Genomic DNA, 19,163 nt, shown 5'->3' with positions numbered 1-19,163 from the left:
AAGGATAGTGACTTATGATTTTCATGTCAAACCGATGACGGCAAAACACAGGTCAGGATGTTCAAAAAGGCCGCCCAGCGAGGCCGCAGGGAGTACGGCGACTGAGGCGTACGTTTTCTGGTACGTCGCAGGGAGACGGCGGGTACCCATTGCTTGGCTTCGTGCAATGGGTGGTGAGAACGAAGCTGGAGGCCTTTTTCAACATCCGGTTATCGCGGATTGATCGCGTCATACACGGCCGAGTAATCCACCTCGGCCAGGCCCCGCTCGACCGTCCGGCTCAACAGGGCACGGGCACCGGCCAGGCTCTCGGTGACCAGCCCGAGCGTCTCCGCTTCCGCGAGAAAGAGATCCACGTCCTTCAGCAGGTGTCGGGTCGAGAAGTTGGGATTGGCATAGTCGCGCGCGCGCAGGCGCGGAAGCTTCTTGTCGAAGACCGGGGCATAGAGGGCGCTCTCCCGCAGCACCCCCATGAAGGTCTCCACCGGAATCTCCTCCCGCAAGACCAGCCCCAGGCTGAGCGAGAAGGCCGCGATCTCCGCCGCGATGAACTGGTTCAGGGCCAGCTTGAGCGCGGCGGCCCGGCCCACCGGGCCGATCAGACGCGGCTCCGGCCCGAAGCTTCGGAACAGGTCCGCCCACCGGGCGAACTGCTCCTGGGTTCCGCCCGCCATCACGAGCAGCCTGCCGGCCTTGGCCTCAGCGATGCTGCCCAGGACCGGCGCCTCCAGATAGTCGCCGCCCGCCGCGAGGACCTCCCGTTGGAGCGCCCGGCTCTCCTGCGGGCCGATCGTACCCATCTGGATCACGGTGCGGCCGGCCAGCTCCTGGCGCGCGGGAGTCTCGAGCAGCACCTGGCGGATGGCCCGCGCGTCGGCCAGCATCAGGATCGTGCAGGAGGCGGCACGGACCGCCTCCTCCGGCCGAGCGACGACCACGGCGCCGACCTGACACAACGGCTCAGCCTTGGCGACGGTCCGGTTGTAAGCGACGACCGCATGCCCGGCCGCCGCCAGCTTCTCCGCCATGGGCCGGCCCAGCAGGCCGGTTCCCAGAAATGCGATCGTCATGGGCTCCTCCCCTCCTTGAGCTGCCGGTACCGGAAGCAGCGGAGCGTATGATCGTTGACCATCCCGACGGCTTGCATGAACGCATAGCAGATCGTGGAGCCGACGAACGTGAACCCGCGCCGCTTCAGATCCTTGCTCATCGCGTCCGACTCGGGCGTGCGGGCCGGCACCTCCTTGAGCGAGCGCCGCCGGTTCACGATCGGCTTCCCGCCCACGAATCGCCAGATATAGGCGTCGAAGCTCCCGAACTCCCGTTGCACGGCCAGGAAGGCGCGCGCGTTCCGGATGGCTGCGGCGATCTTCAGCCGGTTGCGCACGATGCCGGGATCGGCGAGCAGGCGCCGGATCTTCTTCCCGTCATAGCGCGCGACGGCCCGCGGGTCGAAGCGATCAAAGGCCGCGCGATAGGCTTCCCGTTTCTTGAGGATCGTCTCCCAGCTCAGGCCGGCCTGGGCTCCCTCCAGGATCAGGAACTCGAACAGCCTCCGGTCGTCGTGGACCGGCACGCCCCACTCCCCGTCGTGGTAGCGGACGGCCGGATCGGTCGTCGCCCATGCGCAGCGGGTCACTTGCGGTTTGTCTCCCCGGCTTTTCGTCACGGGCCGCCATTATAGGGGATTTGCCGCGAGGATTCAGGCCGTCGCGCAGGGCCGGACGGCCGGCTTGCAATCCGTTCCGACTCCCGGCAGAATGCTGGCTGCCGCGCATGTTCGAGGATCCATTCCAGGAGCCCCTATGAGCCCATCAGAGACCCGGCCTCCCGTGCCCGCCCACCAGGCCGTCATGCGGGGACAGGGCTTCTACAATACCCATTCGCAGCTCCAGCGCAGCGCGATCGCCTACGGGCTGCCCCTGCTCGAGCGGGCCGTCAAGGCCGTGCCGCTGCCGGAGCCGGGCGGCGCGTTCCTCGTCGCCGACTACGGGTCATCCGAAGGGCGGAACTCGCTCGAGCCGATGAAGACCGTCATCGGCCTGGTCCGCCGGCGGGCCTCGGAGGCCGTGCCGATCGCCATCGTCCACAACGACCAGCCGGCCAACGATTTCTCCTCGCTCTTCCTGCTGCTGGAGTCCTCGCCGGAGAGCTACCTGCGCGGGGCCTCGAACGTGTTCACCTTCGCCACCGGCCGGTCCTTTTTCGAGCGGCTCTTCCCGGCCGGGCAGGTGAGCCTGGGCTGGTCGGCTATCGCCCTGCACTGGCTCAGCAAGGTCCCCGCGACCATGCCGGACCACATCTGGACCCCGCGCGCGACAGGCCAACTGGCCGAGGCCTTCGCGAAACAGGGGCGGGAGGATTGGCAGCGGTTCCTGGAGCATCGCGCGCACGAGCTGCGGCCGGGCGGCCGATTGGTCATCCTGGCCGGGGCCGCAGACGAGCGGGGTTTGAGCGGCGGGGAGGGGCTCCTGGACCTGGCGAACCGGGCCCTGCGGGAACTCACGGAGGCCAGGGCTTTGCGGACCGGGGAATATGAGCGGATGCTGGTGCCGACCTACAACCGGCGCATCGAGGAGTTCCGCGAGCCCTTCGAACGGGGTCCGCTGAGCGCCCAGTTGGTGCTGGAGGAGTGTTCGCCGGTCGTTTTGCCCGATCCCCTCTGGGAGCAGTACGAGCACGGCCGGGACGCCCGCGCCTACGCCGCGGCCCTCACGGCCTGGTTCCGGGCCTGGAGCGAGCCGCCGCTCTTCCGCTCCCTGGACTCCGACCGGTCGCCGGACGCCCGGCAGCAACTCGTCGAAGACTTCTACGCGGCCCTGCGCCGCAAGATCGAAGCCGATCCCTCCGCCACCCGCTGCCGGTGGCTCACGGTCTGTCTCCTGATCGCCAAGCCCGACGAAGATTGACGTCCGTCAGGCGGGGACAAAACTCAGCGCGGCGGAATTGATGCAGTACCGCAGGCCCGTGGGCGGAGGGCCGTCCTCGAAGACATGGCCCAGGTGGCCGCCGCAGCGCCGGCAATGGACCTCGGTGCGCGGGAAGATCAGCTTGTAGTCGGTCCTGGTGCGGACCGCGTTCTCGTCGATCGGCTGCCAGAAGCTCGGCCAGCCGGTGCGGCTGTCGTACTTGTGTTCGGAGGAGAACAGCGGCAGGTCGCAACCGGCACACGCATAGGTCCCCGGCTGTTTGTTGTCGAAATACTTGTTCTGGAACGGCGGCTCCGTCGCCTCGTGCCGGAGCACTTGGTACTGCTCGGGCGTGAGCCGCGCCTTCCACTCCGCGTCGGTCTTGACGACTTCGAACGTTTCCTTCACGGCCGCCTCCTTGGCGAACACGGTCCGCTCTCCGAACAGTTTTGCCATAAGTCCCAGCCCCAGCGCCACCCCCATTTTCAGCACCGTCCGCCGTTCCATTGCGTCCCTCCCGTCTCAGCCCATCGCCCGTCGTTCCTACCCTGTTAGTCTAGGTTCCCGGCGGATCATTACACCGACCTCCCGAGCTCAGAGTGGCTCCCTGGCCATCCGGTGCCGCATGTGGTAGTTCTCTGGCATGTCCCAGGGCTCTCTGCTCCTCCTCATCCCGCCGCTCACCCAGTTGAACACCCCCTATCCGTCCACCGCCTACCTGACCGGCTTCCTACGGTCGCGGGGCTACTCCGTCGCGCAGGCGGACCTGGGGATCGAATTGGCGCTCGCGCTGTTCTCGCGGTCCGGGCTCGCGCGGGCCTTCGCGCAGATTCGGGCTCGACCGGGGAGCCTGCCCGGCGAGGCCCGACAGATGCTGGCGCTCGAGCGAGACTACCTCGCGACGATCGAGCCGGTGATCGCCTTCCTGCAGGGAGCCGACCCCGCCCTGGCGCCCCGCATCTGCCAGGGCGGATTCCTCCCGCAAGGGCCCCGGTTCGCATCCGCGAAGCCCAAGCCTCCCGGCCTCCGTGCCGATTCTTCCGCCGACCGGGCGAAGCACTGGGCGACGCGGTACCTGGAGGACCTGGCCGACCTCATCCGCGAGACGATCGCTCCGCAGTTCGCCCTGAGCCGGTACGCGGAGCAGATAGGCCGATCCGCTTCCTCGTTCGATCCGATCGCCCAGGCGCTCGCCGAGCCTCCGAGCCTGACGGACGAGCTGATGCTGGAGGCCCTGTGGCGGCACGTGGAGGCGACGGGACCTTCGGCCATCGGGCTGACCGTGCCCTTCCCCGGCAACCTCTACGGAGCCCTCCGGATCGCCCAGGCCCTCAAGGCGCGGCAGCCGTCGGTGCGGATCGTGCTGGGCGGCGGCTACGCGAACACCGAGCTGCGGCGGCTGCAAGACCCGCGCGTCTTCGACCTCGTGGACTATGTGACGCTGGACGACGGGGAGCGGCCGCTCCTCTGCCTGCTCGAGCACCTCCAGGGGAAGCGCGACCAGACCGAGCTCTGCCGGACCTTCCTGCGCGTCGAGGGGACCGTGGTCTGGCGGGACGGGGCGGGCGCGAGGGACTTCGGCATGGCCGAGCTGGGGACGCCGACCTACGACGGCCTGCCGCTCGACCGGTACCTCTCGATCCTGGACACCTTGAACCCCATGCACCGGCTCTGGTCTGACGGACACTGGAACAAGCTGACGGTCGCGCACGGCTGCTATTGGAAGCAATGCACTTTCTGCGACGTGGGGCTGGACTACATCGAACGGTATGAGGCCGCGCCGGCGGAGATCCTGGCAGACCGGGTCGAAGCTCTGCTCGCCGAGACGGGGCGGCGGGGCTTCCATTTCGTGGACGAGGCCGCGCCGCCCGCGGGGCTCAAGGGGCTGGCGCTGGCCCTGCTGGAGCGGGACGTGACGATCTCCTGGTGGGGCAACATTCGCTTCGAAGAGGCCTTCACGCCGGACCTCTGCCGGCTGCTGGCCGCCTCCGGCTGCATCGCGGTCACGGCCGGTCTGGAAACGGCCTGCGACCGGCTGCTGGCCGCAATGAAGAAGGGGATCACCGTGGATCAGGCGGCGCGCGTCGCCGCGGCCTTCCGCCGAGCGGGCATCCTGGTCCACGCCTATCTCATGTACGGCTTCCCCGGCGAAACGATCGCGGAGACCGTGGAGAGTCTGGAGCGGGTCCGGCAGCTCTTCGCCCACGATCTGATCCAGTCGGCCTTCTGGCACCGGTTCGTGGCAACCGCCCACAGTCCCGTCGGGCTGGACCCGACCGTCCACGGGATCCGGCTCACCGGGCCGGCCTTCGGCGGCTTTGCGGAGAACGATCTGACGCACAGGGATCCGGTCGGGCAGGCCCCTGATTGGCTGGGCAACGGGTTGCGGCTGGCGCTCGACGCCTACATGGAGGGGGAGAGCCTCGCGTCCGACGTGCGGGCTTGGTTCAAGCATCCGGCTGCCCGTCGGCTGGCACGGCCCCCTGTCCCGCGGAATTGGGTCGCTCGGGCTCTGGCTCAGCCCCGGCTCGCGGATGACGGGGCCGGCGGTTTCCGTACGGGCCACGAGCGGCGATCGCAATCATGGGAGCGCCGGTTCGTCTGGATCGGGGGGACGCCGGTGGTCGAGCTGGCCGGACGGCATCGGGCCCGCGCGATTCTGCCCAGCCGGACCGAGGACGTCGTGCTGACGCTTCCGCCGGACAAGGCGGCCTGGCTCGTGGAGTTGATCCGGGAGGCGACGCCGCAACACGGCAAGAGGGGAGAGGGCTATCCCTGGCTCCGGGATGTGCGCGCGGCTTATCCCCTTGGGGGACCGCGCGCCTTCGACCGGCTGCTGCGCACCGACGCCTGGGATCAGGCGCGGCGCGCCGGCCTGCTGCTAGTCTGAGGGTTGGACAAACGACTAACGGGCGTTCAAAAAGGCCGCCCAGCGAGGCCGCAGCGAGTGAACACCCGAGGCGTACTCTTCAGTTGTACGTTGAGGGTGGAAGCGATGCGAGAACGAAGCTGGAGGCCTTTTTCAACGCCCGGTCAAGGTTTGAGGGCGCGGCCGGTCAAGGCCTCATACGCCTGGCTGACCGATCCGACCGGAGACACCTGCACGAGGAAGGGCGTCTTCCAATCCCCGTCGGTGACATCCACCTCGTCCGGCACCAGCACACGGTGCATGTGCGCCTCGTTCGCCGCCGCGACCTTCAGCGGCACGGCACCCACCGGCGCAATGTGCCCGTCCGGCGCGACGGTCCCGGTCATCACCCGGTCGGGCGGAATGAAGTCCCCCTTGGCCAGGGCGACCACCCCCAGCGCCACCATCGCGGAGAGACTGTCCCCGTAGATGGTCACGCCTTCGTAAGGCACGCTGAGCACCACGGTCCAGGAGTCGGTGGAGAGGCCGGCGGCCTTGGCGGTTCGGTAGATCGCCTGCTCGACCGCGGTCTGGGCCATCCGCGAGAACCGCCCGGGGGTCGAGCGGAACTGCACGACCAGGCCTTCATGATCCCCCCGATCGTCGAAGGACAGGATGAGGTTCGTCACGATCCCGGTCGGCCTCTGCCCTACGGTCACGCCCACGATCGGGAGAAGTTGCTCCCGATGGGAGGGCCACGTGCTGGCCCCCGCACCCTGGGGCGCGAGCAGCATCAGGGAAGCGAGCAGGCCGAACGACCACCACAGACGGGACGAACCGCGCTTGGCCCGGTTCTCCGCCCTCGTCGTCCGCTGGGTCATGTCATTCCGTTTCGCCATAGGATGTGACGTAGTCGAGTTCCGTCTCGCCGTCGTGCGACCGATCGTCCAACAACGGGACGTCGCTCCACATGCCGCTCCGCTTGCGCATCGCGTCCATCAGACCGTCATAGATCGTCCGTGCGGATTCCGACCAGTCCTCGTTGAAGGGCCGGCCTTGAAACGCGGCTTCGGCAGCCTTGGCTTCGTCGTGGCTGAGCGGTCTCGGTTGTTTTCGTGCGTCGCCCACAGGTGGCCCCTCCGTGCTCTGCGTCCTAACAAGAGTATCGTCAAGTCCGGGCGGGGGCTTGAGAGGAACGGCCCTTCACCCGCCGCGGCGCAGAACTCTCACGGTGGCGCCAGCTTGCGGGCCCAGCCGTCTGGGGCCGCCGGTGGAGCGACCGGCAAAACGTCGTGGGGGAGAGAGCAGGGGATTCGGAGAGGATTCGCCAGGTCTCTTCCCGATCACGGCCTTATTGTAACACGCAAACCGACAGAATCAAGGAGGAACCGACATCCTGGACAAAAGTTCCGGTCAGGGCTTCTGGGCGATCAGGCTGGCGTAGGCGGTCTTCCCGTCGTCGTAAGCCTGGTAACGGAGGATCTTGAAGTCCTTGAAATGTTCCAGGAGCTCGTTCGTCTGGAGCACGTAGGGTTTCGGGAAGGACGGGTTGTATTTGAGGTACTCAACCGTATAATCCTCAATGACGACGACCCCGCCGCTCTTGAGCGCGTCTTTGATCCGGGGGAAGAGGTCCCGCTGGACGTAGTAGGTGCAGAGCACTACGTCGTAGACGTTCCGCTCGAGCTGCACCTCCTCCAGGTCCGCGACGCGGGTCTCGATGGAGACGTGCCGCTCCTCGGCGAGCTTCCTGGCCTTGGCGAGCCCCTTCTCGGAGATGTCCAACCCGACGACCTGAAACCCCTGGGCCGCCAGATAGACCCCGTTGCGCCCCTCGCCCATGGCGAGGTCGAGGACCTTGCCTTTCGGAAGCAGGTGGACGTGCTGGGCGAGGAAGGGAATCGGGTCCGTGCCGAACAGATAGCCCTCTCCGCCGTACCGGGAATCCCACCGCTCCCGGTCCTTCGGGGCGGCGGCCACCAGGGACGGGCAGACCGCAAGAGCCAGGAGCAAGGCGACCAGTCGTCTCATCCGAACACCCCGCTGATCGTGGACGCCCTCCGTTATTCCCCCATCGGATATCGGAACCGGCGGAGCCTGTCAAGCCGGCCTCCGGCTTGACTCGGGCAGGCTCAGCCGGTAGCTTGGCGGGGGTCGTCAAGCCAGAGGAGCCATGGGGTCCCGTCTCGCCGCCCTCGCCAGCGCCTACCGCGTCAAGGAGCGGTTCGTCCGCGTCAACTTCCTGACCAGCTCTCTCTCCTTCGCGCTGAAGCTCACGGCGAGCCTCATCAGCAACTCCCTGACCATCTTCACGGACCTGCTGCGGAACCTGGGGGAGACCTTCGCCTGCGGGATGACCTGGCTGATGATCCGCCGGATCTCCAAGGGCAAGGCCCTGGCCTACGAGTACGGCTACGGAAAGCTGGAGAACTTCTCCAGCCTGATCGTCGGAGGGGTGATGATCGTCTCGCTGGTGGTGGCGCTGTCCGGAGCCGTCGACCGGCTCCGGCACCCGGTCGTCGCCCGCCAGGTGGAGCTGGGCTTCTTCGTGGCCATTTACGCGACCGGAGCCAACACGATCCGGTGGCTGCGGACCTATCGGGTGGCCCGCCATGACCGGTCCCCGGTCATGGAGTCTCAATGGCACCTGTTCCGGACCAAGACCGTCGCCAACGTCTGCGTGGTCGCGGCGCTCGGGCTCACGCTCGCGATGGAGGACCACCCCTGGTCCATGTACATCGACCCGATCGCCTCCCTGGTCCTTTGCGGATTCCTCGTGAACTCGATCTATAACGTCGTCTCCAAGAACGCCGCCGACCTGCTCGACCGGGCGCTGGACGAATCGCTACAGTTGGTGATCCTCCGGGAGCTGACGGCCTACTACGACGAGTACGTCGCGTTTCACGGCATACGCTCCCGCCGGTCCGGCACCAACATCTACATCGAGATCTTCCTGGAATTCGATCCGGACCGGACGATGGGCGACGTGCAGAAATCCATTGACGCGATGCGGGCCGGCCTGGAGCAGAAGATTCCGGGCAGCCACGTGGTGATCGCCCCGAGCACGTCGCGCGTGGTCGTGGTCTAGGCGAAGAAAAGGCGCACGCGATGGAGCTTCGAGGGTCGGGGTGACGATGGCCGCGCCCGAGTTGACCGTCCGTCAGCGGCTCGTGCAGCTCATCACCGGCACCCTCCGGTCCTCCCGCGAGCTGGCCGAGCTCGCAGGCATTCCGGAGCGGCAGGTCGAGGACCATCTCCGGCACATCGTCCGCTCCCTGACGCACGACCGGACGCGCCGCTTCCTCCTGGAGCCTTCCGGGTGCCGGGACTGCGGCTTCGTCTTCCGGGAGCGGACCAGACTGACCCGCCCCAGCCGTTGCCCCCGCTGCAAAGGGGAGGCGATCACCCCGCCCAGGTACGGCATCGAAGAACGGACTTAACCCGTCAGGCTCTCCGGTTGATTAGAAACTTTTAACCCGGGGTTAACCTTCCCTTCATCTTCCGGCGCTACCATCCCCTCCTGTCCGGCCGGTCTTTCAGGCCGGCGTGAACAGGAGGGAGCTATGGAATGTCGCCGGTGCAAGGGATTCATGGTGCGGGAGTGGGTGCCGGACTTCTTCGAGGATCCGTTCGTCTGGCGGTGCGTGAACTGCGGCGCGATCGTGGACCCGACCGTCCGGCGGGACCGGCTCGCCGAGCCGGTCGGCAGCGCGGCCGGGCAGCTCTCCCAAGCACTGCCGTTGAAGCGATAGGGAGCAGCGGTCCGGCTGCAGACGGCGCGACGGCTCGCGCCCGGGGTCAGCCTGGCGGCGTCCGCTACCGCCCCCGCACCCATCCCTTTTCTTGGAGGCATTTCTCGGCCTGAACCTGCACCGCGTACTTGCTGCCCGTCTGGACGTTGGGGTTCTGCAGGAGGCCGCTCTGACATTCCAGAAAGTCCTGGGAAAGGTCCGTTTTCTTTTTGGTCGGGTGGACCCACTCCGTTTCCCGTTGCTGCGCCGCTCGGGATGAGGAGGCCGGCAGGAGGCGCGCCGACTGGTAATTCGCGTTCGTGAACTCGCCGTAATCGCCGCGGTAGCTCCACGACTTACCGATGCCGTCCTTGTCGTAGGTGAACAGGACCTGCTGCGTCGGTTGCCGCCACTCGCAGACCTCTTCCGCCGTGTTGAGCGGAGCACACTGGCTCGGCGATCCCACCACCCGCACACGCTCGTCCTTGGGCTTTCCCAGCCAGTAGTTCAAGGCGTCAACGAGATAGTTCTTCGCCTGGTCTTCCCGGACGTCTGACAGAGCCAAGGGTCCCGCCCCCATCACCGTGTCGTACAAGCTCTCCGCGCTCGCGCAACCGAAGAGGAGCAGGCAGGGGAGCAACACGGTCAGTCTGTTCAAGCGGCGGCTCATCGTGGTCCGTTCACGCTTCGAATCCGTCAAACCTTGAACTCCGCCCAGAGAAAGGTGTGGTCGGAGGGCTCCTTCGCGCGGCGGGGCTCGATGTCCACCGCCACCTCCGCGACCTTCTCGGCAAGGGGCTTGGTCGCCAGGATGTGATCGATCCGCCAGCCCTTGTTGGCCTCCAGGGAGCTGGGCTGGCGGTAATCCCAGAAGGTGTACTGCTGCCGGTCCGGATAGAGCTTGAGGAACACGTCCACGAAGCCCCAGGCGACCGTGTCCTGGTAGGCCTTGCGGGCGTCCTCGTGGTAGCAGACGTGCTGGAGGTGCTTCTCGGGACTGTGCACGTCGAGCGGGCGCGGTGCCACGTTCATGTCCCCGCACCAGACGGCCGGCTTCTTCGGCGAGAGGTGCTTGTCGAAGTAGCGGCGGAGCCGCTTGAACCACTCCAGCTTGTAGGCGTACTTGGGCGACTCGATCAGGTACCCCTGCGGGATATAGGTGTTGATGATCGGCACCCCCTGATACACGATCCGGATGAGGCGCGCCTCGTCCGGCTCGCCTCCGTCGTCCAGCCCGTAGAACGCCTGCTCCGGCTGCTTCCTGGTCAGGACCGCGACCCCGTTGTAGGCCTTCATCCCGCGGAACGTGACGTGGTAGCCGGCCGCGGTCAGCGCCATCGCCGGGAAATCCTCGTCCTGCACCTTGGTCTCCTGCAGGCAGAGGACGTCGGGCTGGTGTCCGGCCAGCCAGTCCAGCACGAGCGGGAGACGCTTGCGGAGCGAGTTGACGTTGAACGTCGCGATCTTCATGGGCCGTCATGGTACCACGGGGCTTGGGCGAAGTCAGGCGCCCCGGTCACGGCGAGGCGGCGGCATCGGTCTACTTCTAACAGTCCTGCTTGAGCCACGTGGTCAAAATCCCCTGCTGGTCGAAGGTGAGGAGGTACTCCTCGCACGACCCGTCCCCGTAGGGATGGCCCCGGTAGGGATAGTCGAAGAGCGAACGGGGAAACACGTGATAGACCCACTCGGTCCCGCCGCCGTCGAGCGGCCTCGTCAAGACCGGACGTCCCAGTTTCTGCTCCACTTCAGCCTGCGTCGCCCGTTCCACATGCTGCGCCAGGTAGTCGGCCTGCCAGGTCGAGCAGGCCAGGAGCAAGCCGGCGGCGAGGCCGAGCCCCAGCCGCGTTGCCTCACGCCTCATCCGGGCAGCTCCTGGGCCGCGGGGTCGTGAACCCGGTTGAATCCGGCCCGGCTGACCCCGACCCGCTCCTCCCGGCCGAAGACCTCCCGGAAGATCGCGACGACCTCTTCGAAGCGTGCCAAGCCGGTCCAAGCCATCAACCCGGCCCCCTCCAGCAACATCGGCAGCCTGGTCTGCTTGGTCCGCTGGCCATCCCGGCTCCCGTCGCCGATCAAGTAGTGATCCAGGACCACCCGCTCCGCGGCCCGCTCAAGCTCACGGGCGAACCGAGGAGGATCGTCCAGCGGCAGCAACGGGCTCACCGCCGCCACCGTGCAGAGGCCCGCCTCCCGCAACGTTCTCAGCGCCCCGATCCGCTCGGCCGGCGTATAGGCGTGGCGGGCGAAGGGCGGCGGCAGCGCCGGCTTGTCCGTCTCGACCGTGATGTTCACCTGGAGTTGGCATTTCCGGTGCAGCTCCTGGAGCAGGGCCAGGTCGTCCACGACCAGGGTCGTGTGAGATTGGAGCACGAGCAGATCCGGCGGCCGGTCGAGCATCGCCTCCAGCAGACGTCGCGTGCGACGGGCGGCCCGCTCCTGGGGCGGGTAGGGCTCGGTCACGCTCGACATGAAGATGCGCAAGGGCTTGGGAGGGCCGGTGCGCGGCTGCTTGAGCCGGTCATACTGGGCCTGGTAAGCCTCGACCACCCCGGCCTTGGCGTCCAAGAAGGAGCCCCAGGCCCGTCCCAACGTATGGTGGGGATTCCACTGGGCGTAACAGTAGAGGCCGCAGAGGGAGTTGCCTAATGCGCAGCCCCGGTACAGGTTGATCGTGTGGGTGAATCCCTCGCCCAGGTATCCGCCCGTGGGATTGAGGATCGTGCGCGTCGGAATCTGCAAGGTGACCATAGTCGCTCCGCCAGCGGCATTATACCGGATCGCCGGTTGACCGGTCTTTGCCCCGGTGCTAGCTTGCGCCCATGCCGACTTCCGACCCCCTTGGCATTTCCGGCGAGCGGTTCACGGTCCGGTACCATCTGGACGGTCCGGAGCGGGAGGCCAGGGCTCTGGCGACGGCGATCGGCATCGAGCAGACCGTCGAACTGCCGGAGGCGGCGATCCCGGAGGGGCCGATCCGGGACCGGCTCGTCGGCCGTCTGGACTCCTTCAAACCGTTGCCCTCGGGACGGTTCGAAGCCGCGATCAGCTACGCGATCGAGCTCGTCGCGGGAGAGCTGCCCCAGTTCCTCAATGTCGCGTACGGGACCATCAGCCTCAAACGAGGCGTCCGCGTGGGCGGCCTGGACCTTCCGCCCGGCGGCTTCGCCTGGCTGCGCGGTCCCCGCTTCGGGACAGCCGGCCTGCGCGATCTCCTCGGCGTGCCGGACCGGCCGCTGCTCGGCACGGTCGTCAAGCCGATCGGCCTCTCCGCGGAGGAGCTGGCCGATCTCGCCTACCAGTTCGCGCTGGGCGGGATGGACTTCATCAAGGACGACAGCGTGCTGACCGACCAGCCCTTCGCCCCGTTCGCGGAACGGGTCGCCCGCTGCGCGGAGGCCGTCGCCAGGGCCGGTCGGGAGACCGGCCGGCGGTGCCTGTACGTCCCCAACGTCACCGCGCCGGCGCCGCTCGTCGGCGAGCGGGCCCGCACCGCCAAGCGGGCCGGAGCCGGCGGGCTCATGCTCGCGCCCGGCCTTGCCGGCTGGGACGCGCTGCGGACGCTGGCCGCCGACGAGCACCTGGGCCTGCCCGTGGTGATGCATCCGGCCTGGCTCGGCCCTTCCGTCGCCCACGAGGCCGGCGGCCTGGCCCCGTCCGTCCTGTTCGGACGGTTGCCGCGTCTGGCCGGGGCTGACGCCTGCATCTTCCCGACCTACGGCAGCCGGTTCTCCTTCACGCCGGAAGAGTGCCGGGAGATCGCGAGCGGGCTCAGGGACGGGTTCGGCACGCTCAAGCCGAGCCTGCCGATCGTGGGGGGCGGGGTGACGGTCGAGCGGGTGCCGGAGCTCTGCCGCTTCTACGGCAACGACGTGCTGCTGCTGCTCGGCGGAGCCCTCCGCCTGCGCGGCCCCGATCTGGTCCGGAGCTGCCGGGAATGCGCGGACCTGGTGGCCCGCTCCGCTACCGCCCCCGGCCGTCCTTCCCCTTCATCCTCTTGAACGTGCAGTAGAGCGCGTAGCCCTGCGCGAGCATCCCCGTCGCCAGCAGGCCCAGCGCGGTGCCCATCCAGAGCGAGTCCGGCCGGTCCAGTCCCTGCATCCCGGCCACGAACCCCAGCGCGATGCAGACGATGCCCACCGTCCGGGCGACGAAAGCCCTGGTGCGGGTGGAAGTCATCGGCGACCCGAGGCTCGTTTGCGGAGCTTGACGAGGAACCAGGGGGGCAGCGGGTCCCGGCTCTCCGCGAAGTCCAGGACGTCGAACCGGCTCAACACGAAATCGTTGAAATACTCCGAGAGGGTGTGAGACGGCTGGCTGATCTTCACCGGCGGGAAGGCCTTGGGGATGTCGAACCTGAAGACTTCCTGCTCGTGGTAAACCTTGGTCGGCTTGGCCTGGAAGACGAACAGCGGATGCTGGACGACGTAGAGAAACAGCCCGCCCGGCTTGAGAATACGGTGGACCTCCCGGAAGGCGGGCTTCAGGTTCGGCTCGTTGTGGAAGGCGTAGATGCTGATGACGAGGTCGAAGAAGCGGTCGGGGAAATTGGTGCGGCGGACACGTTGGACGGACAGGTTCGCGAAGGCCGGGGAGAGCCGACGAGCCAGCTCGATCATCGTCGGGGACGGATCAATACCGTAGACTTCGGCGCCTCGGCGCGCGAGATCCGCCAGGTCCGGACCGTAGCCGCAGCCGGCGTCCAGCGCGCGTTTCCCCTTGAGCGAGCGCGGCAGTCGCGCCCGGAAGGCCAGCCGGTAGTCCAGCGGCGGGCCGGATCGCTTCGCCTTCGTATAGGTGCGGCCGACCCGGTCGTACTGGGTGAAGAACTGACCGGCGGAACGGGCGACGACGCCTCTCTGACGAACGGGGCGCCTCACCGGACGAAGGTCTCCTTGACCCGCTTCGAGACCAGCAGATAGGTCGAGACCGCGACGCCGACGAGCAGGGCGCCGATCAGGTCCAGCTTCGACTCGCTCCCGCTCTGTTCCGCAACCAGCGGAAGCTGTCGCGTGATGAAGTAGTCCGCGACATAGAAAGCCACGGCCAGAGCCAGGAAGACCACGCCGAGGAGGGGGAACCGCCGGTGTCGCAGAAAAAACAGGCTGGCGACGACCAGCGCGCCCAGCAGGGTCAGGCTGTTCCCGATCAGCTCAAACAGCAGGATCGGCTTGTTGAGGGGATGGTAGGCCGGGCTGCCCGGCGTCGTGAGGAGCGGCCAGGCTTCCCGGGAAAAGGCCGGCAGCAGGTCCTCCCAGATGAACAGCAGGAGCCGGATCGGCAGAGCGACGAAAGCCAGCGCGAGGAGCAGCAGCCACCCCCCGAGGGCCCGTTTGGTGTCAGGAGGAGGAACGTGCCGCCGCTTCATGACCCGCTTCCGCCTCCTCCTCCACCCAGACCCCGTGCGGACACCGGGCGCGCACGAGTGCCGCCAGCCAGACCGACAGAGCCGGCCACCATCCCCGCATCCCCCTGCTCCGCTTCATAGTTCCACCGGCTCGACCCGTCCCATGCCGCCGGCAAGCTTACCGATTTCGCTCCAGGAGTCAACCGACCGGCCAAGAACCCCTTGACCAGGGGATAAAATCGGCCTACAAGCCTTGCCTATATAGGCTTCATACCCACCCCCACTACTCAGGGAGGAGGTGCCATGAAGGACCCTGTGCCCACGGCGGGCCTGCCGCTGGCGGCCGTCATCGCTCTCTTGATCGTCGGAATTTTTATCCTTGATATGTTCGTTCCGGTCGGCGTTCTGGTCCCCGTTCTCTATACGGTGCCGCTCTTGTTGACGTTGTTGACTCCGGGGCGGCGCTATTTCCTCCCCGTGGCCGTCGCCGCGACCATCCTCACGGTCGTCGGCCTGTACGTGTCGGAGCCGGGAGGAGGGCCCTACTGGATGGCGGTCGCCAACCGCGCCATGGCCGTCCTGGCGATCGGCGTCGCCGCGGTCTTCTCCATGCTCCACGAGCGGGTGCGCGGCCGGCTCCTTGCGCTGGAGAGCCTGCTGCCGCTCTGCTCCTCCTGCAAGAAGGTCCGGGACGACCGGGGGTACTGGAAGCAACTGGAGCTCTACCTGGAAGAGCACTCGGGAACGCAGTTCAGCCGCGGGCTCTGCCCAGATTGCCTGTCGAGGCCCGGTTGACGAGTTGAGCGGGGAACGCCGCTCTGCCGGGGCGCCGGCGGGACCAGCGCGTAGAAGGCCTCCGGCAAGCAGGCGTACGTGGCGCCGAACGGCAACTCTTTGAGTTTCCGAATGCTTCCCGCTTCGGCTGGACGCCCTGATGGCGCGGCCTCGCTCCGCAGTCCAACCCCGCAGCGGCAGGGCGCGACGGGATCGCCAAAATCCGCTCAAGGTTATGGGACAGGCAACCGACATAAAGACTGACGTTTCTTCTGTCGGGAGATCTGGCGATGCGTCGGCTCAGCTTTTCGTGGCTCCTCCTCGGCTTGCTGGTGATCCTGGTCGCCACCGTGGCGATGCGGAGCCCCCAGTCCGAGAATCCGCCCGTGCGGATCGCCACGGCTGACGGGCGATTGGTCGAGGGCCGTATCACGGGCGGGACCCTGACCATCGAGACGGCGTTCGGGACGCGCCAGATCGAGGCCGTCCGCCTGCGCGCCCTGTCTCCCGCCGGCATGACCCTGGACCGCGGGTCCCTCTTCGCCGGCACCGTGACCGTCCGCGGCGGGGAAATCCAGCTCGACACGGCCAGGGGCCCGATGACGATCGCGGGAACCGCCATCCGCTCCGTGCAGGGATCAAACGCCTACTTCGTGCCGGTCGGCGCCGAACCCGGCGCCTCGTCCGGGCCGGTGGACGGCAACCCCGAAACCCTCGTCCTCGGACAGTGGGAGGACGGGAACAGCCAGACCTGGGAGTTTTTCAAGGACGGAACCGTGCTGATCCGGCGGCTCTCCGCCGGCTACACGTTCCCGGACCAGCGGCACATCAAGATCCTGATCAACGGCATGGTCGGCGTCGGCATGGTCCCGGGAGGCGCGGCGGTGCCGGGGCTGGACATGCTGTCCGGGACCCAGCTCGCGCGCGTCTACGAGATCGTGGAGCTGAGTCGCAACCGGATGGTCTGGCGGGAGCAGGGCACCGACACGGTCCTCAAGCGGCTCCATTGAGCGGGCCGGCAGCCCGATCCGCCGTCCACCGCCCATCACCCGTCACGGTTCATCTAGAAGTTTCCACTTCGAGAACGTGGCCGCCTGGCCCCGCTTCGTTCCCTCGGCGTCCGTCACGTTCCAAACGACCGCGTCTTCCACGAGAAAGCGGCGCCCGCTGCCGGAAATCCGCACCCCCCGATAATCGTGAATGACGCCCCGCGCAGCGGCCTTGGCGAGCATCCGCGCCCGTTCGGCCTGGTTGACCGGCTCGGCCGTGAACCGCGACGGCGTGCGGGTGAACCGCTCCCAGTCCATCTCCCAGAGGTCCAGCGCCGCCCGGTTCCCATAATTCAGGACCGGGTCCGTCCCGGTCCCGTGGGAGACCAGGACGAACGGGGCATGGAAGAGCGCCGCCGCCTGGGTCTCGGCCGGACCGGTTCGCTCGATCAACTCGCGGCCCGTCCACCGGCGGAAGCTGTCCAGCAGGAGCTGACACCAGGCCACCACCGGCGGTTCGTTCCACTGTTCCCCCATCATCCGGCGCCCTCCCGGCTCGGGCAGCGGCTGCCCGGCTTTCCCTCAAGGTTTCGCGGGAACCAGCCGATAGGAAGACGAGAGGAGGAGTCTCCATGCCGGTCGTGCTCGCCGTCAACGGAGCCGTCGAGACCTATCGGCCCAGGTCCGTCACCGGCAAGCCGAAGGTCGCCGACGTGCAGCGCTACGGGCAGGACCCGCCCCAGCACCAGGGTCAGGCCGGGCTGGACATCACCGTCCTGGCTGCGCGGATGGCCTACGAGAAGAGCCAGGCTCCCCAGACCCGCAAGCCGGCGATACTCGCCCAGGACATCATGAGCGTCCCGGTGCTGACCGTGAGACCGGAGGCCACGCTGACCGAAGCCTGGGCGCTGATGAAGAGCAAGGGCTTCCGTCATCTTCCCGTGACCTCCGCGACCGGCGCCCTCGTCGGCATCGCCTCGGACCGCGACCTGCTGGGCTTCTCGAGCCTCCTCGAAGCCACGGGACACGCGCCTTCGCTCACCCATCCGATCTCCGCCATCATGTCCACGGAGGTGCTCACCGCCACGACCGCGACGGACATTCGCGAGCTGGCCCGCGTGATGTTGCACGAGCGGATCAGCGCGCTCCCGATCATCGACGCCCAGCACCATCCGGTCGGGATCGTGACGATCAGCGACATCCTGCGCCGCGTGATGACGCACGCGCCGCTCGAACTCTGGACCTGACAGGGCGCTGAAAAAGGCTCCAGCTTTGTTCTCGCCACCCATTGCACAAAGCCATGCAATGGGTCCCCGTCAAACCCCTCATCCAATCTGCGGGTACTCGTTGCTCTGTAAAATGCAACGGGTTATAGTCTCGGGGTCCTCGCTCCCTGCGGCCTCGCTGGATGGCCTTTTTGAGCGCCCTGTAGTCTCACGGGATCTTTTCCCGCAAATCACCAGGTAAAGCCGGAACACAGGAATTCTTCGGCGCCGGCTCGGTCGCCAGCTTCTCATACTGTCTGCGCTCCGGGGAGCCGGGCTTGCCCCAGACCTCTTCGAGCACGGCCGGCGCATGTTTGGTCAGGTACAGGGAGGCCAGGTGCAGCAGGTAGGGGTTGTGGCTGGCGTTGAGCAGCCTCCGTTGGGATTCCCTGGCCTCCTCCGGAGCCTGGGCCGGCCAGCCGGCTACGATCTTGATCGCCGCCACGAGATCCTCGTACGCCGGGTTGAGGTCGCTGTACAGGCCCTGCTCCTGCTCCACCCCCGCGAGCTCGCGCCAACGTCCCCTTCCGTCCCGTCGCAGGAAGAACAGGCTCCGCACTTCCCCCCGCTCGTGGCTCATCCACCAGCAGGGGGAGCCGATCGAGAAGATGTAGGGTTGCGCGGGCAGCACGGGCTTGCCGGATGACGGCGCCTTGAGCACCCGCTCGATGCGCGCCCCCTTGAGCGCCTGATCGATCAGCTCCTTGGGGAACGCCCACCCCTTCGGATCGTAGGTCTGGTTGGGCCAACGCTTCGGGATCGGCGCGTGCAGCGGGAGCCGTGCCTCGACGATGCTGTCCGCGCCGAAGACCCGCTCCCCCAGCGACAACTGTTCCCCTCCCTCCGCCGCCGCGGCCGGCAGGCACAGGAGCGCAACGCCCGCGCAAAACGGAAGGAAACGTCGCCGGAATCCCACCGGTGGTGGCGTAAGAGGACGCATAGCCGGCCACGGAGCGGCTGAACCGACGGGGTCGCGCCGCGGCCCCGCCACCCTACAGGAAAACCGGCTGCGGGGCAATCGGGTCGGCTGAAGCATGCGGGGGAGCGGGCACGAGGGTTTCAACCAGGCCGGACCCCGTGCCCCGTGGTCAGCGGCTCCGGTGACGGGGGACGTAGAGGTCCGCCAGAATCTGGCAGCTACAGAAGAACTGGTGCCGGTCGTCGGCCAGGACCCGCACGACGCTGGAGCCGCAACGGGGACAGTCCGGCGCCAGGGGTTCCCGCTGGATCGTCCAGCGGGGAATGGTCACGAGGTCGGCGTTGATGGGCTCGCTCATGTTGTCAGGATCGGCTGATTCTC

The 19,163-nt window shown here is 67.4% G+C and carries 26 protein-coding genes; 9 read left to right on the top strand and 17 right to left on the bottom strand.

Features of this window, described 5'->3' with window-relative positions; genetic code table 11:
- Window positions 1-209 precede the first annotated feature (209 nt).
- Window positions 210-1,070 carry an NAD(P)-dependent oxidoreductase gene (locus tag AB1411_04055; GenBank protein ID MEW6542767.1) on the bottom strand — a complete coding sequence of 287 codons (861 nt, stop codon included), beginning with the start codon at window positions 1,068-1,070 and terminating at the stop codon, window positions 210-212.
- Window positions 1,067-1,639 (bottom strand): DNA-3-methyladenine glycosylase I, encoded by a 573-nt coding sequence (locus AB1411_04050; protein MEW6542766.1) that lies wholly within the window; start codon window positions 1,637-1,639, stop codon window positions 1,067-1,069. The genes AB1411_04055 and AB1411_04050 overlap by 4 nt, the downstream gene beginning before the upstream one ends.
- Before the next feature lie 166 nt (window positions 1,640-1,805).
- Between AB1411_04050 and AB1411_04045 the strand changes: the two genes are divergently transcribed.
- Window positions 1,806-2,909 (top strand): SAM-dependent methyltransferase, encoded by a 1,104-nt coding sequence (locus tag AB1411_04045; protein ID MEW6542765.1) that lies wholly within the window; start codon window positions 1,806-1,808, stop codon window positions 2,907-2,909.
- A 6-nt stretch (window positions 2,910-2,915) separates the two neighbouring features.
- Here the strand turns inward: AB1411_04045 and msrB are convergent, their stop codons facing one another.
- Window positions 2,916-3,365, bottom strand: coding sequence for a peptide-methionine (R)-S-oxide reductase MsrB (msrB, locus tag AB1411_04040; protein MEW6542764.1), 450 nt, complete (start codon window positions 3,363-3,365; stop codon window positions 2,916-2,918).
- A gap of 187 nt (window positions 3,366-3,552) precedes the next feature.
- Here msrB and AB1411_04035 point away from each other — a divergent pair, with 187 nt between their 5' ends.
- Window positions 3,553-5,799 (top strand): radical SAM protein, encoded by a 2,247-nt coding sequence (locus AB1411_04035; protein ID MEW6542763.1) that lies wholly within the window; start codon window positions 3,553-3,555, stop codon window positions 5,797-5,799.
- Window positions 5,800-5,942: 143 nt separating this feature from the next.
- On the opposite strand, the gene AB1411_04030 is transcribed toward AB1411_04035, so the two are convergent.
- The 3 genes from AB1411_04030 to AB1411_04020 form a co-directional block, all read right to left on the bottom strand.
- Entirely contained in the window at window positions 5,943-6,656 is a 714-nt protein-coding gene (locus tag AB1411_04030; protein MEW6542762.1) for a S16 family serine protease, read from the bottom strand.
- Window positions 6,640-6,885 carry a hypothetical protein gene (locus AB1411_04025; GenBank protein MEW6542761.1) on the bottom strand — a complete coding sequence of 82 codons (246 nt, stop codon included), beginning with the start codon at window positions 6,883-6,885 and terminating at the stop codon, window positions 6,640-6,642. The genes AB1411_04030 and AB1411_04025 overlap by 17 nt, the downstream gene beginning before the upstream one ends.
- A 285-nt stretch (window positions 6,886-7,170) precedes the next feature.
- The gene (locus AB1411_04020) at window positions 7,171-7,788 is read right to left on the bottom strand and encodes a methyltransferase domain-containing protein (GenBank protein MEW6542760.1); all 618 of its coding nucleotides are present in this window, start codon (window positions 7,786-7,788) and stop codon (window positions 7,171-7,173) included.
- Between the two features lie 142 nt (window positions 7,789-7,930).
- Here AB1411_04020 and AB1411_04015 point away from each other — a divergent pair, with 142 nt between their 5' ends.
- The 3 genes from AB1411_04015 to AB1411_04005 all read left to right on the top strand — a co-directional run bounded on the left by AB1411_04015 (window position 7,931) and on the right by AB1411_04005 (window position 9,509).
- On the top strand, window positions 7,931-8,845 hold the full coding sequence (locus tag AB1411_04015; protein MEW6542759.1) for a cation diffusion facilitator family transporter: 915 nt from the start codon (window positions 7,931-7,933) through the stop codon (window positions 8,843-8,845).
- A 40-nt stretch (window positions 8,846-8,885) separates the two neighbouring features.
- On the top strand, window positions 8,886-9,197 hold the full coding sequence (locus tag AB1411_04010) for a transcriptional regulator (GenBank protein MEW6542758.1): 312 nt from the start codon (window positions 8,886-8,888) through the stop codon (window positions 9,195-9,197).
- A 123-nt stretch (window positions 9,198-9,320) separates the two neighbouring features.
- Entirely contained in the window at window positions 9,321-9,509 is a 189-nt protein-coding gene (locus AB1411_04005) for a hypothetical protein (GenBank protein ID MEW6542757.1), read from the top strand.
- Between the two features lie 64 nt (window positions 9,510-9,573).
- On the opposite strand, the gene AB1411_04000 is transcribed toward AB1411_04005, so the two are convergent.
- The 4 genes from AB1411_04000 to AB1411_03985 form a co-directional block, all read right to left on the bottom strand.
- Window positions 9,574-10,146 (bottom strand): hypothetical protein, encoded by a 573-nt coding sequence (locus AB1411_04000; protein MEW6542756.1) that lies wholly within the window; start codon window positions 10,144-10,146, stop codon window positions 9,574-9,576.
- Window positions 10,147-10,184: 38 nt separating this feature from the next.
- The gene (gene xth, locus AB1411_03995) at window positions 10,185-10,958 is read right to left on the bottom strand and encodes an exodeoxyribonuclease III (GenBank protein MEW6542755.1); all 774 of its coding nucleotides are present in this window, start codon (window positions 10,956-10,958) and stop codon (window positions 10,185-10,187) included.
- 76 nt (window positions 10,959-11,034) lie between these two features.
- Window positions 11,035-11,352: a hypothetical protein gene (locus AB1411_03990; protein MEW6542754.1), complete on the bottom strand. Its 318-nt coding sequence runs from the start codon at window positions 11,350-11,352 to the stop codon at window positions 11,035-11,037.
- Window positions 11,349-12,239 carry a hypothetical protein gene (locus tag AB1411_03985; GenBank protein ID MEW6542753.1) on the bottom strand — a complete coding sequence of 297 codons (891 nt, stop codon included), beginning with the start codon at window positions 12,237-12,239 and terminating at the stop codon, window positions 11,349-11,351. Before AB1411_03985 ends, AB1411_03990 begins: the two co-directional genes overlap by 4 nt.
- 71 nt (window positions 12,240-12,310) lie before the next feature.
- Between AB1411_03985 and AB1411_03980 the strand changes: the two genes are divergently transcribed.
- The gene (locus tag AB1411_03980; protein MEW6542752.1) at window positions 12,311-13,489 is read left to right on the top strand and encodes a RuBisCO large subunit C-terminal-like domain-containing protein; all 1,179 of its coding nucleotides are present in this window, start codon (window positions 12,311-12,313) and stop codon (window positions 13,487-13,489) included.
- Here the strand turns inward: AB1411_03980 and AB1411_03975 are convergent.
- The 4 genes from AB1411_03975 to AB1411_03960 are packed head-to-tail and all read right to left on the bottom strand — an operon-like array spanning window position 13,452 to window position 14,956.
- Window positions 13,452-13,667 carry a hypothetical protein gene (locus AB1411_03975; GenBank protein MEW6542751.1) on the bottom strand — a complete coding sequence of 72 codons (216 nt, stop codon included), beginning with the start codon at window positions 13,665-13,667 and terminating at the stop codon, window positions 13,452-13,454. The two genes, AB1411_03980 and AB1411_03975, sit on opposite strands and share 38 nt — an antisense overlap.
- Window positions 13,664-14,368 (bottom strand): class I SAM-dependent methyltransferase, encoded by a 705-nt coding sequence (locus AB1411_03970; GenBank protein ID MEW6542750.1) that lies wholly within the window; start codon window positions 14,366-14,368, stop codon window positions 13,664-13,666. The genes AB1411_03975 and AB1411_03970 overlap by 4 nt, the downstream gene beginning before the upstream one ends.
- Window positions 14,365-14,856 carry a DUF2569 domain-containing protein gene (locus tag AB1411_03965; protein MEW6542749.1) on the bottom strand — a complete coding sequence of 164 codons (492 nt, stop codon included), beginning with the start codon at window positions 14,854-14,856 and terminating at the stop codon, window positions 14,365-14,367. Before AB1411_03965 ends, AB1411_03970 begins: the two co-directional genes overlap by 4 nt.
- The gene (locus AB1411_03960) at window positions 14,828-14,956 is read right to left on the bottom strand and encodes a hypothetical protein (GenBank protein MEW6542748.1); all 129 of its coding nucleotides are present in this window, start codon (window positions 14,954-14,956) and stop codon (window positions 14,828-14,830) included. The genes AB1411_03965 and AB1411_03960 overlap by 29 nt, the downstream gene beginning before the upstream one ends.
- Before the next feature lie 182 nt (window positions 14,957-15,138).
- Here AB1411_03960 and AB1411_03955 point away from each other — a divergent pair, with 182 nt between their 5' ends.
- Together AB1411_03955 and AB1411_03950 are read left to right on the top strand one after the other, a co-directional pair.
- A complete protein-coding gene (locus AB1411_03955; protein MEW6542747.1) occupies window positions 15,139-15,630 on the top strand; it encodes a hypothetical protein in 492 nt (163 codons plus the stop codon).
- Window positions 15,631-15,899: 269 nt separating this feature from the next.
- A complete protein-coding gene (locus AB1411_03950; protein ID MEW6542746.1) occupies window positions 15,900-16,619 on the top strand; it encodes a hypothetical protein in 720 nt (239 codons plus the stop codon).
- Between the two features lie 42 nt (window positions 16,620-16,661).
- Here the strand turns inward: AB1411_03950 and AB1411_03945 are convergent, their stop codons facing one another.
- A complete protein-coding gene (locus tag AB1411_03945) occupies window positions 16,662-17,138 on the bottom strand; it encodes an MEKHLA domain-containing protein (GenBank protein MEW6542745.1) in 477 nt (158 codons plus the stop codon).
- A gap of 92 nt (window positions 17,139-17,230) precedes the next feature.
- Between AB1411_03945 and AB1411_03940 the strand changes: the two genes are divergently transcribed.
- Window positions 17,231-17,845, top strand: a complete 615-nt coding sequence (locus AB1411_03940; GenBank protein ID MEW6542744.1) for a CBS domain-containing protein — start codon at window positions 17,231-17,233, stop codon at window positions 17,843-17,845.
- Between the two features lie 187 nt (window positions 17,846-18,032).
- On the opposite strand, the gene AB1411_03935 is transcribed toward AB1411_03940, so the two are convergent.
- Window positions 18,033-18,779 carry a hypothetical protein gene (locus tag AB1411_03935; GenBank protein MEW6542743.1) on the bottom strand — a complete coding sequence of 249 codons (747 nt, stop codon included), beginning with the start codon at window positions 18,777-18,779 and terminating at the stop codon, window positions 18,033-18,035.
- Window positions 18,780-18,951: 172 nt separating this feature from the next.
- A complete protein-coding gene (locus AB1411_03930) occupies window positions 18,952-19,140 on the bottom strand; it encodes a hypothetical protein (protein ID MEW6542742.1) in 189 nt (62 codons plus the stop codon).
- Window positions 19,141-19,163: the final 23 nt, after the last annotated feature.

It is taken from the genome of Nitrospirota bacterium, assembly GCA_040757595.1.
GTDB lineage: Bacteria > Nitrospirota > Nitrospiria > Nitrospirales > Nitrospiraceae > JBFLWP01.
This window is presented reverse-complemented; position numbering and strand designations above follow the sequence as displayed.

Bases quoted from the DNA above. Each gene is read 5' to 3' on its own strand.
- AB1411_04055 (MEW6542767.1), bottom strand. From the start codon at position 1,070: ATGACGATCGCATTTCTGGGAACCGGCCTGCTGGGCCGGCCCATGGCG.
- AB1411_04045 (MEW6542765.1), top strand. From the start codon at position 1,806: ATGAGCCCATCAGAGACCCGGCCTCCCGTGCCCGCCCACCAGGCCGTC.
- msrB (MEW6542764.1), bottom strand. From the start codon at position 3,365: ATGGCAAAACTGTTCGGAGAGCGGACCGTGTTCGCCAAGGAGGCGGCC.
- AB1411_04035 (MEW6542763.1), top strand. From the start codon at position 3,553: ATGTCCCAGGGCTCTCTGCTCCTCCTCATCCCGCCGCTCACCCAGTTG.
- AB1411_04030 (MEW6542762.1), bottom strand. From the start codon at position 6,656: ATGGCGAAACGGAATGACATGACCCAGCGGACGACGAGGGCGGAGAAC.
- AB1411_04020 (MEW6542760.1), bottom strand. From the start codon at position 7,788: ATGAGACGACTGGTCGCCTTGCTCCTGGCTCTTGCGGTCTGCCCGTCC.
- AB1411_04015 (MEW6542759.1), top strand. From the start codon at position 7,931: ATGGGGTCCCGTCTCGCCGCCCTCGCCAGCGCCTACCGCGTCAAGGAG.
- AB1411_04005 (MEW6542757.1), top strand. From the start codon at position 9,321: ATGGAATGTCGCCGGTGCAAGGGATTCATGGTGCGGGAGTGGGTGCCG.
- xth (MEW6542755.1), bottom strand. From the start codon at position 10,958: ATGAAGATCGCGACGTTCAACGTCAACTCGCTCCGCAAGCGTCTCCCG.
- AB1411_03990 (MEW6542754.1), bottom strand. From the start codon at position 11,352: ATGAGGCGTGAGGCAACGCGGCTGGGGCTCGGCCTCGCCGCCGGCTTG.
- AB1411_03985 (MEW6542753.1), bottom strand. From the start codon at position 12,239: ATGGTCACCTTGCAGATTCCGACGCGCACGATCCTCAATCCCACGGGC.
- AB1411_03980 (MEW6542752.1), top strand. From the start codon at position 12,311: ATGCCGACTTCCGACCCCCTTGGCATTTCCGGCGAGCGGTTCACGGTC.
- AB1411_03975 (MEW6542751.1), bottom strand. From the start codon at position 13,667: ATGACTTCCACCCGCACCAGGGCTTTCGTCGCCCGGACGGTGGGCATC.
- AB1411_03965 (MEW6542749.1), bottom strand. From the start codon at position 14,856: ATGAAGCGGCGGCACGTTCCTCCTCCTGACACCAAACGGGCCCTCGGG.
- AB1411_03960 (MEW6542748.1), bottom strand. From the start codon at position 14,956: ATGCGGGGATGGTGGCCGGCTCTGTCGGTCTGGCTGGCGGCACTCGTG.
- AB1411_03955 (MEW6542747.1), top strand. From the start codon at position 15,139: ATGAAGGACCCTGTGCCCACGGCGGGCCTGCCGCTGGCGGCCGTCATC.
- AB1411_03950 (MEW6542746.1), top strand. From the start codon at position 15,900: ATGCGTCGGCTCAGCTTTTCGTGGCTCCTCCTCGGCTTGCTGGTGATC.
- AB1411_03945 (MEW6542745.1), bottom strand. From the start codon at position 17,138: ATGATGGGGGAACAGTGGAACGAACCGCCGGTGGTGGCCTGGTGTCAG.
- AB1411_03940 (MEW6542744.1), top strand. From the start codon at position 17,231: ATGCCGGTCGTGCTCGCCGTCAACGGAGCCGTCGAGACCTATCGGCCC.
- AB1411_03930 (MEW6542742.1), bottom strand. From the start codon at position 19,140: ATGAGCGAGCCCATCAACGCCGACCTCGTGACCATTCCCCGCTGGACG.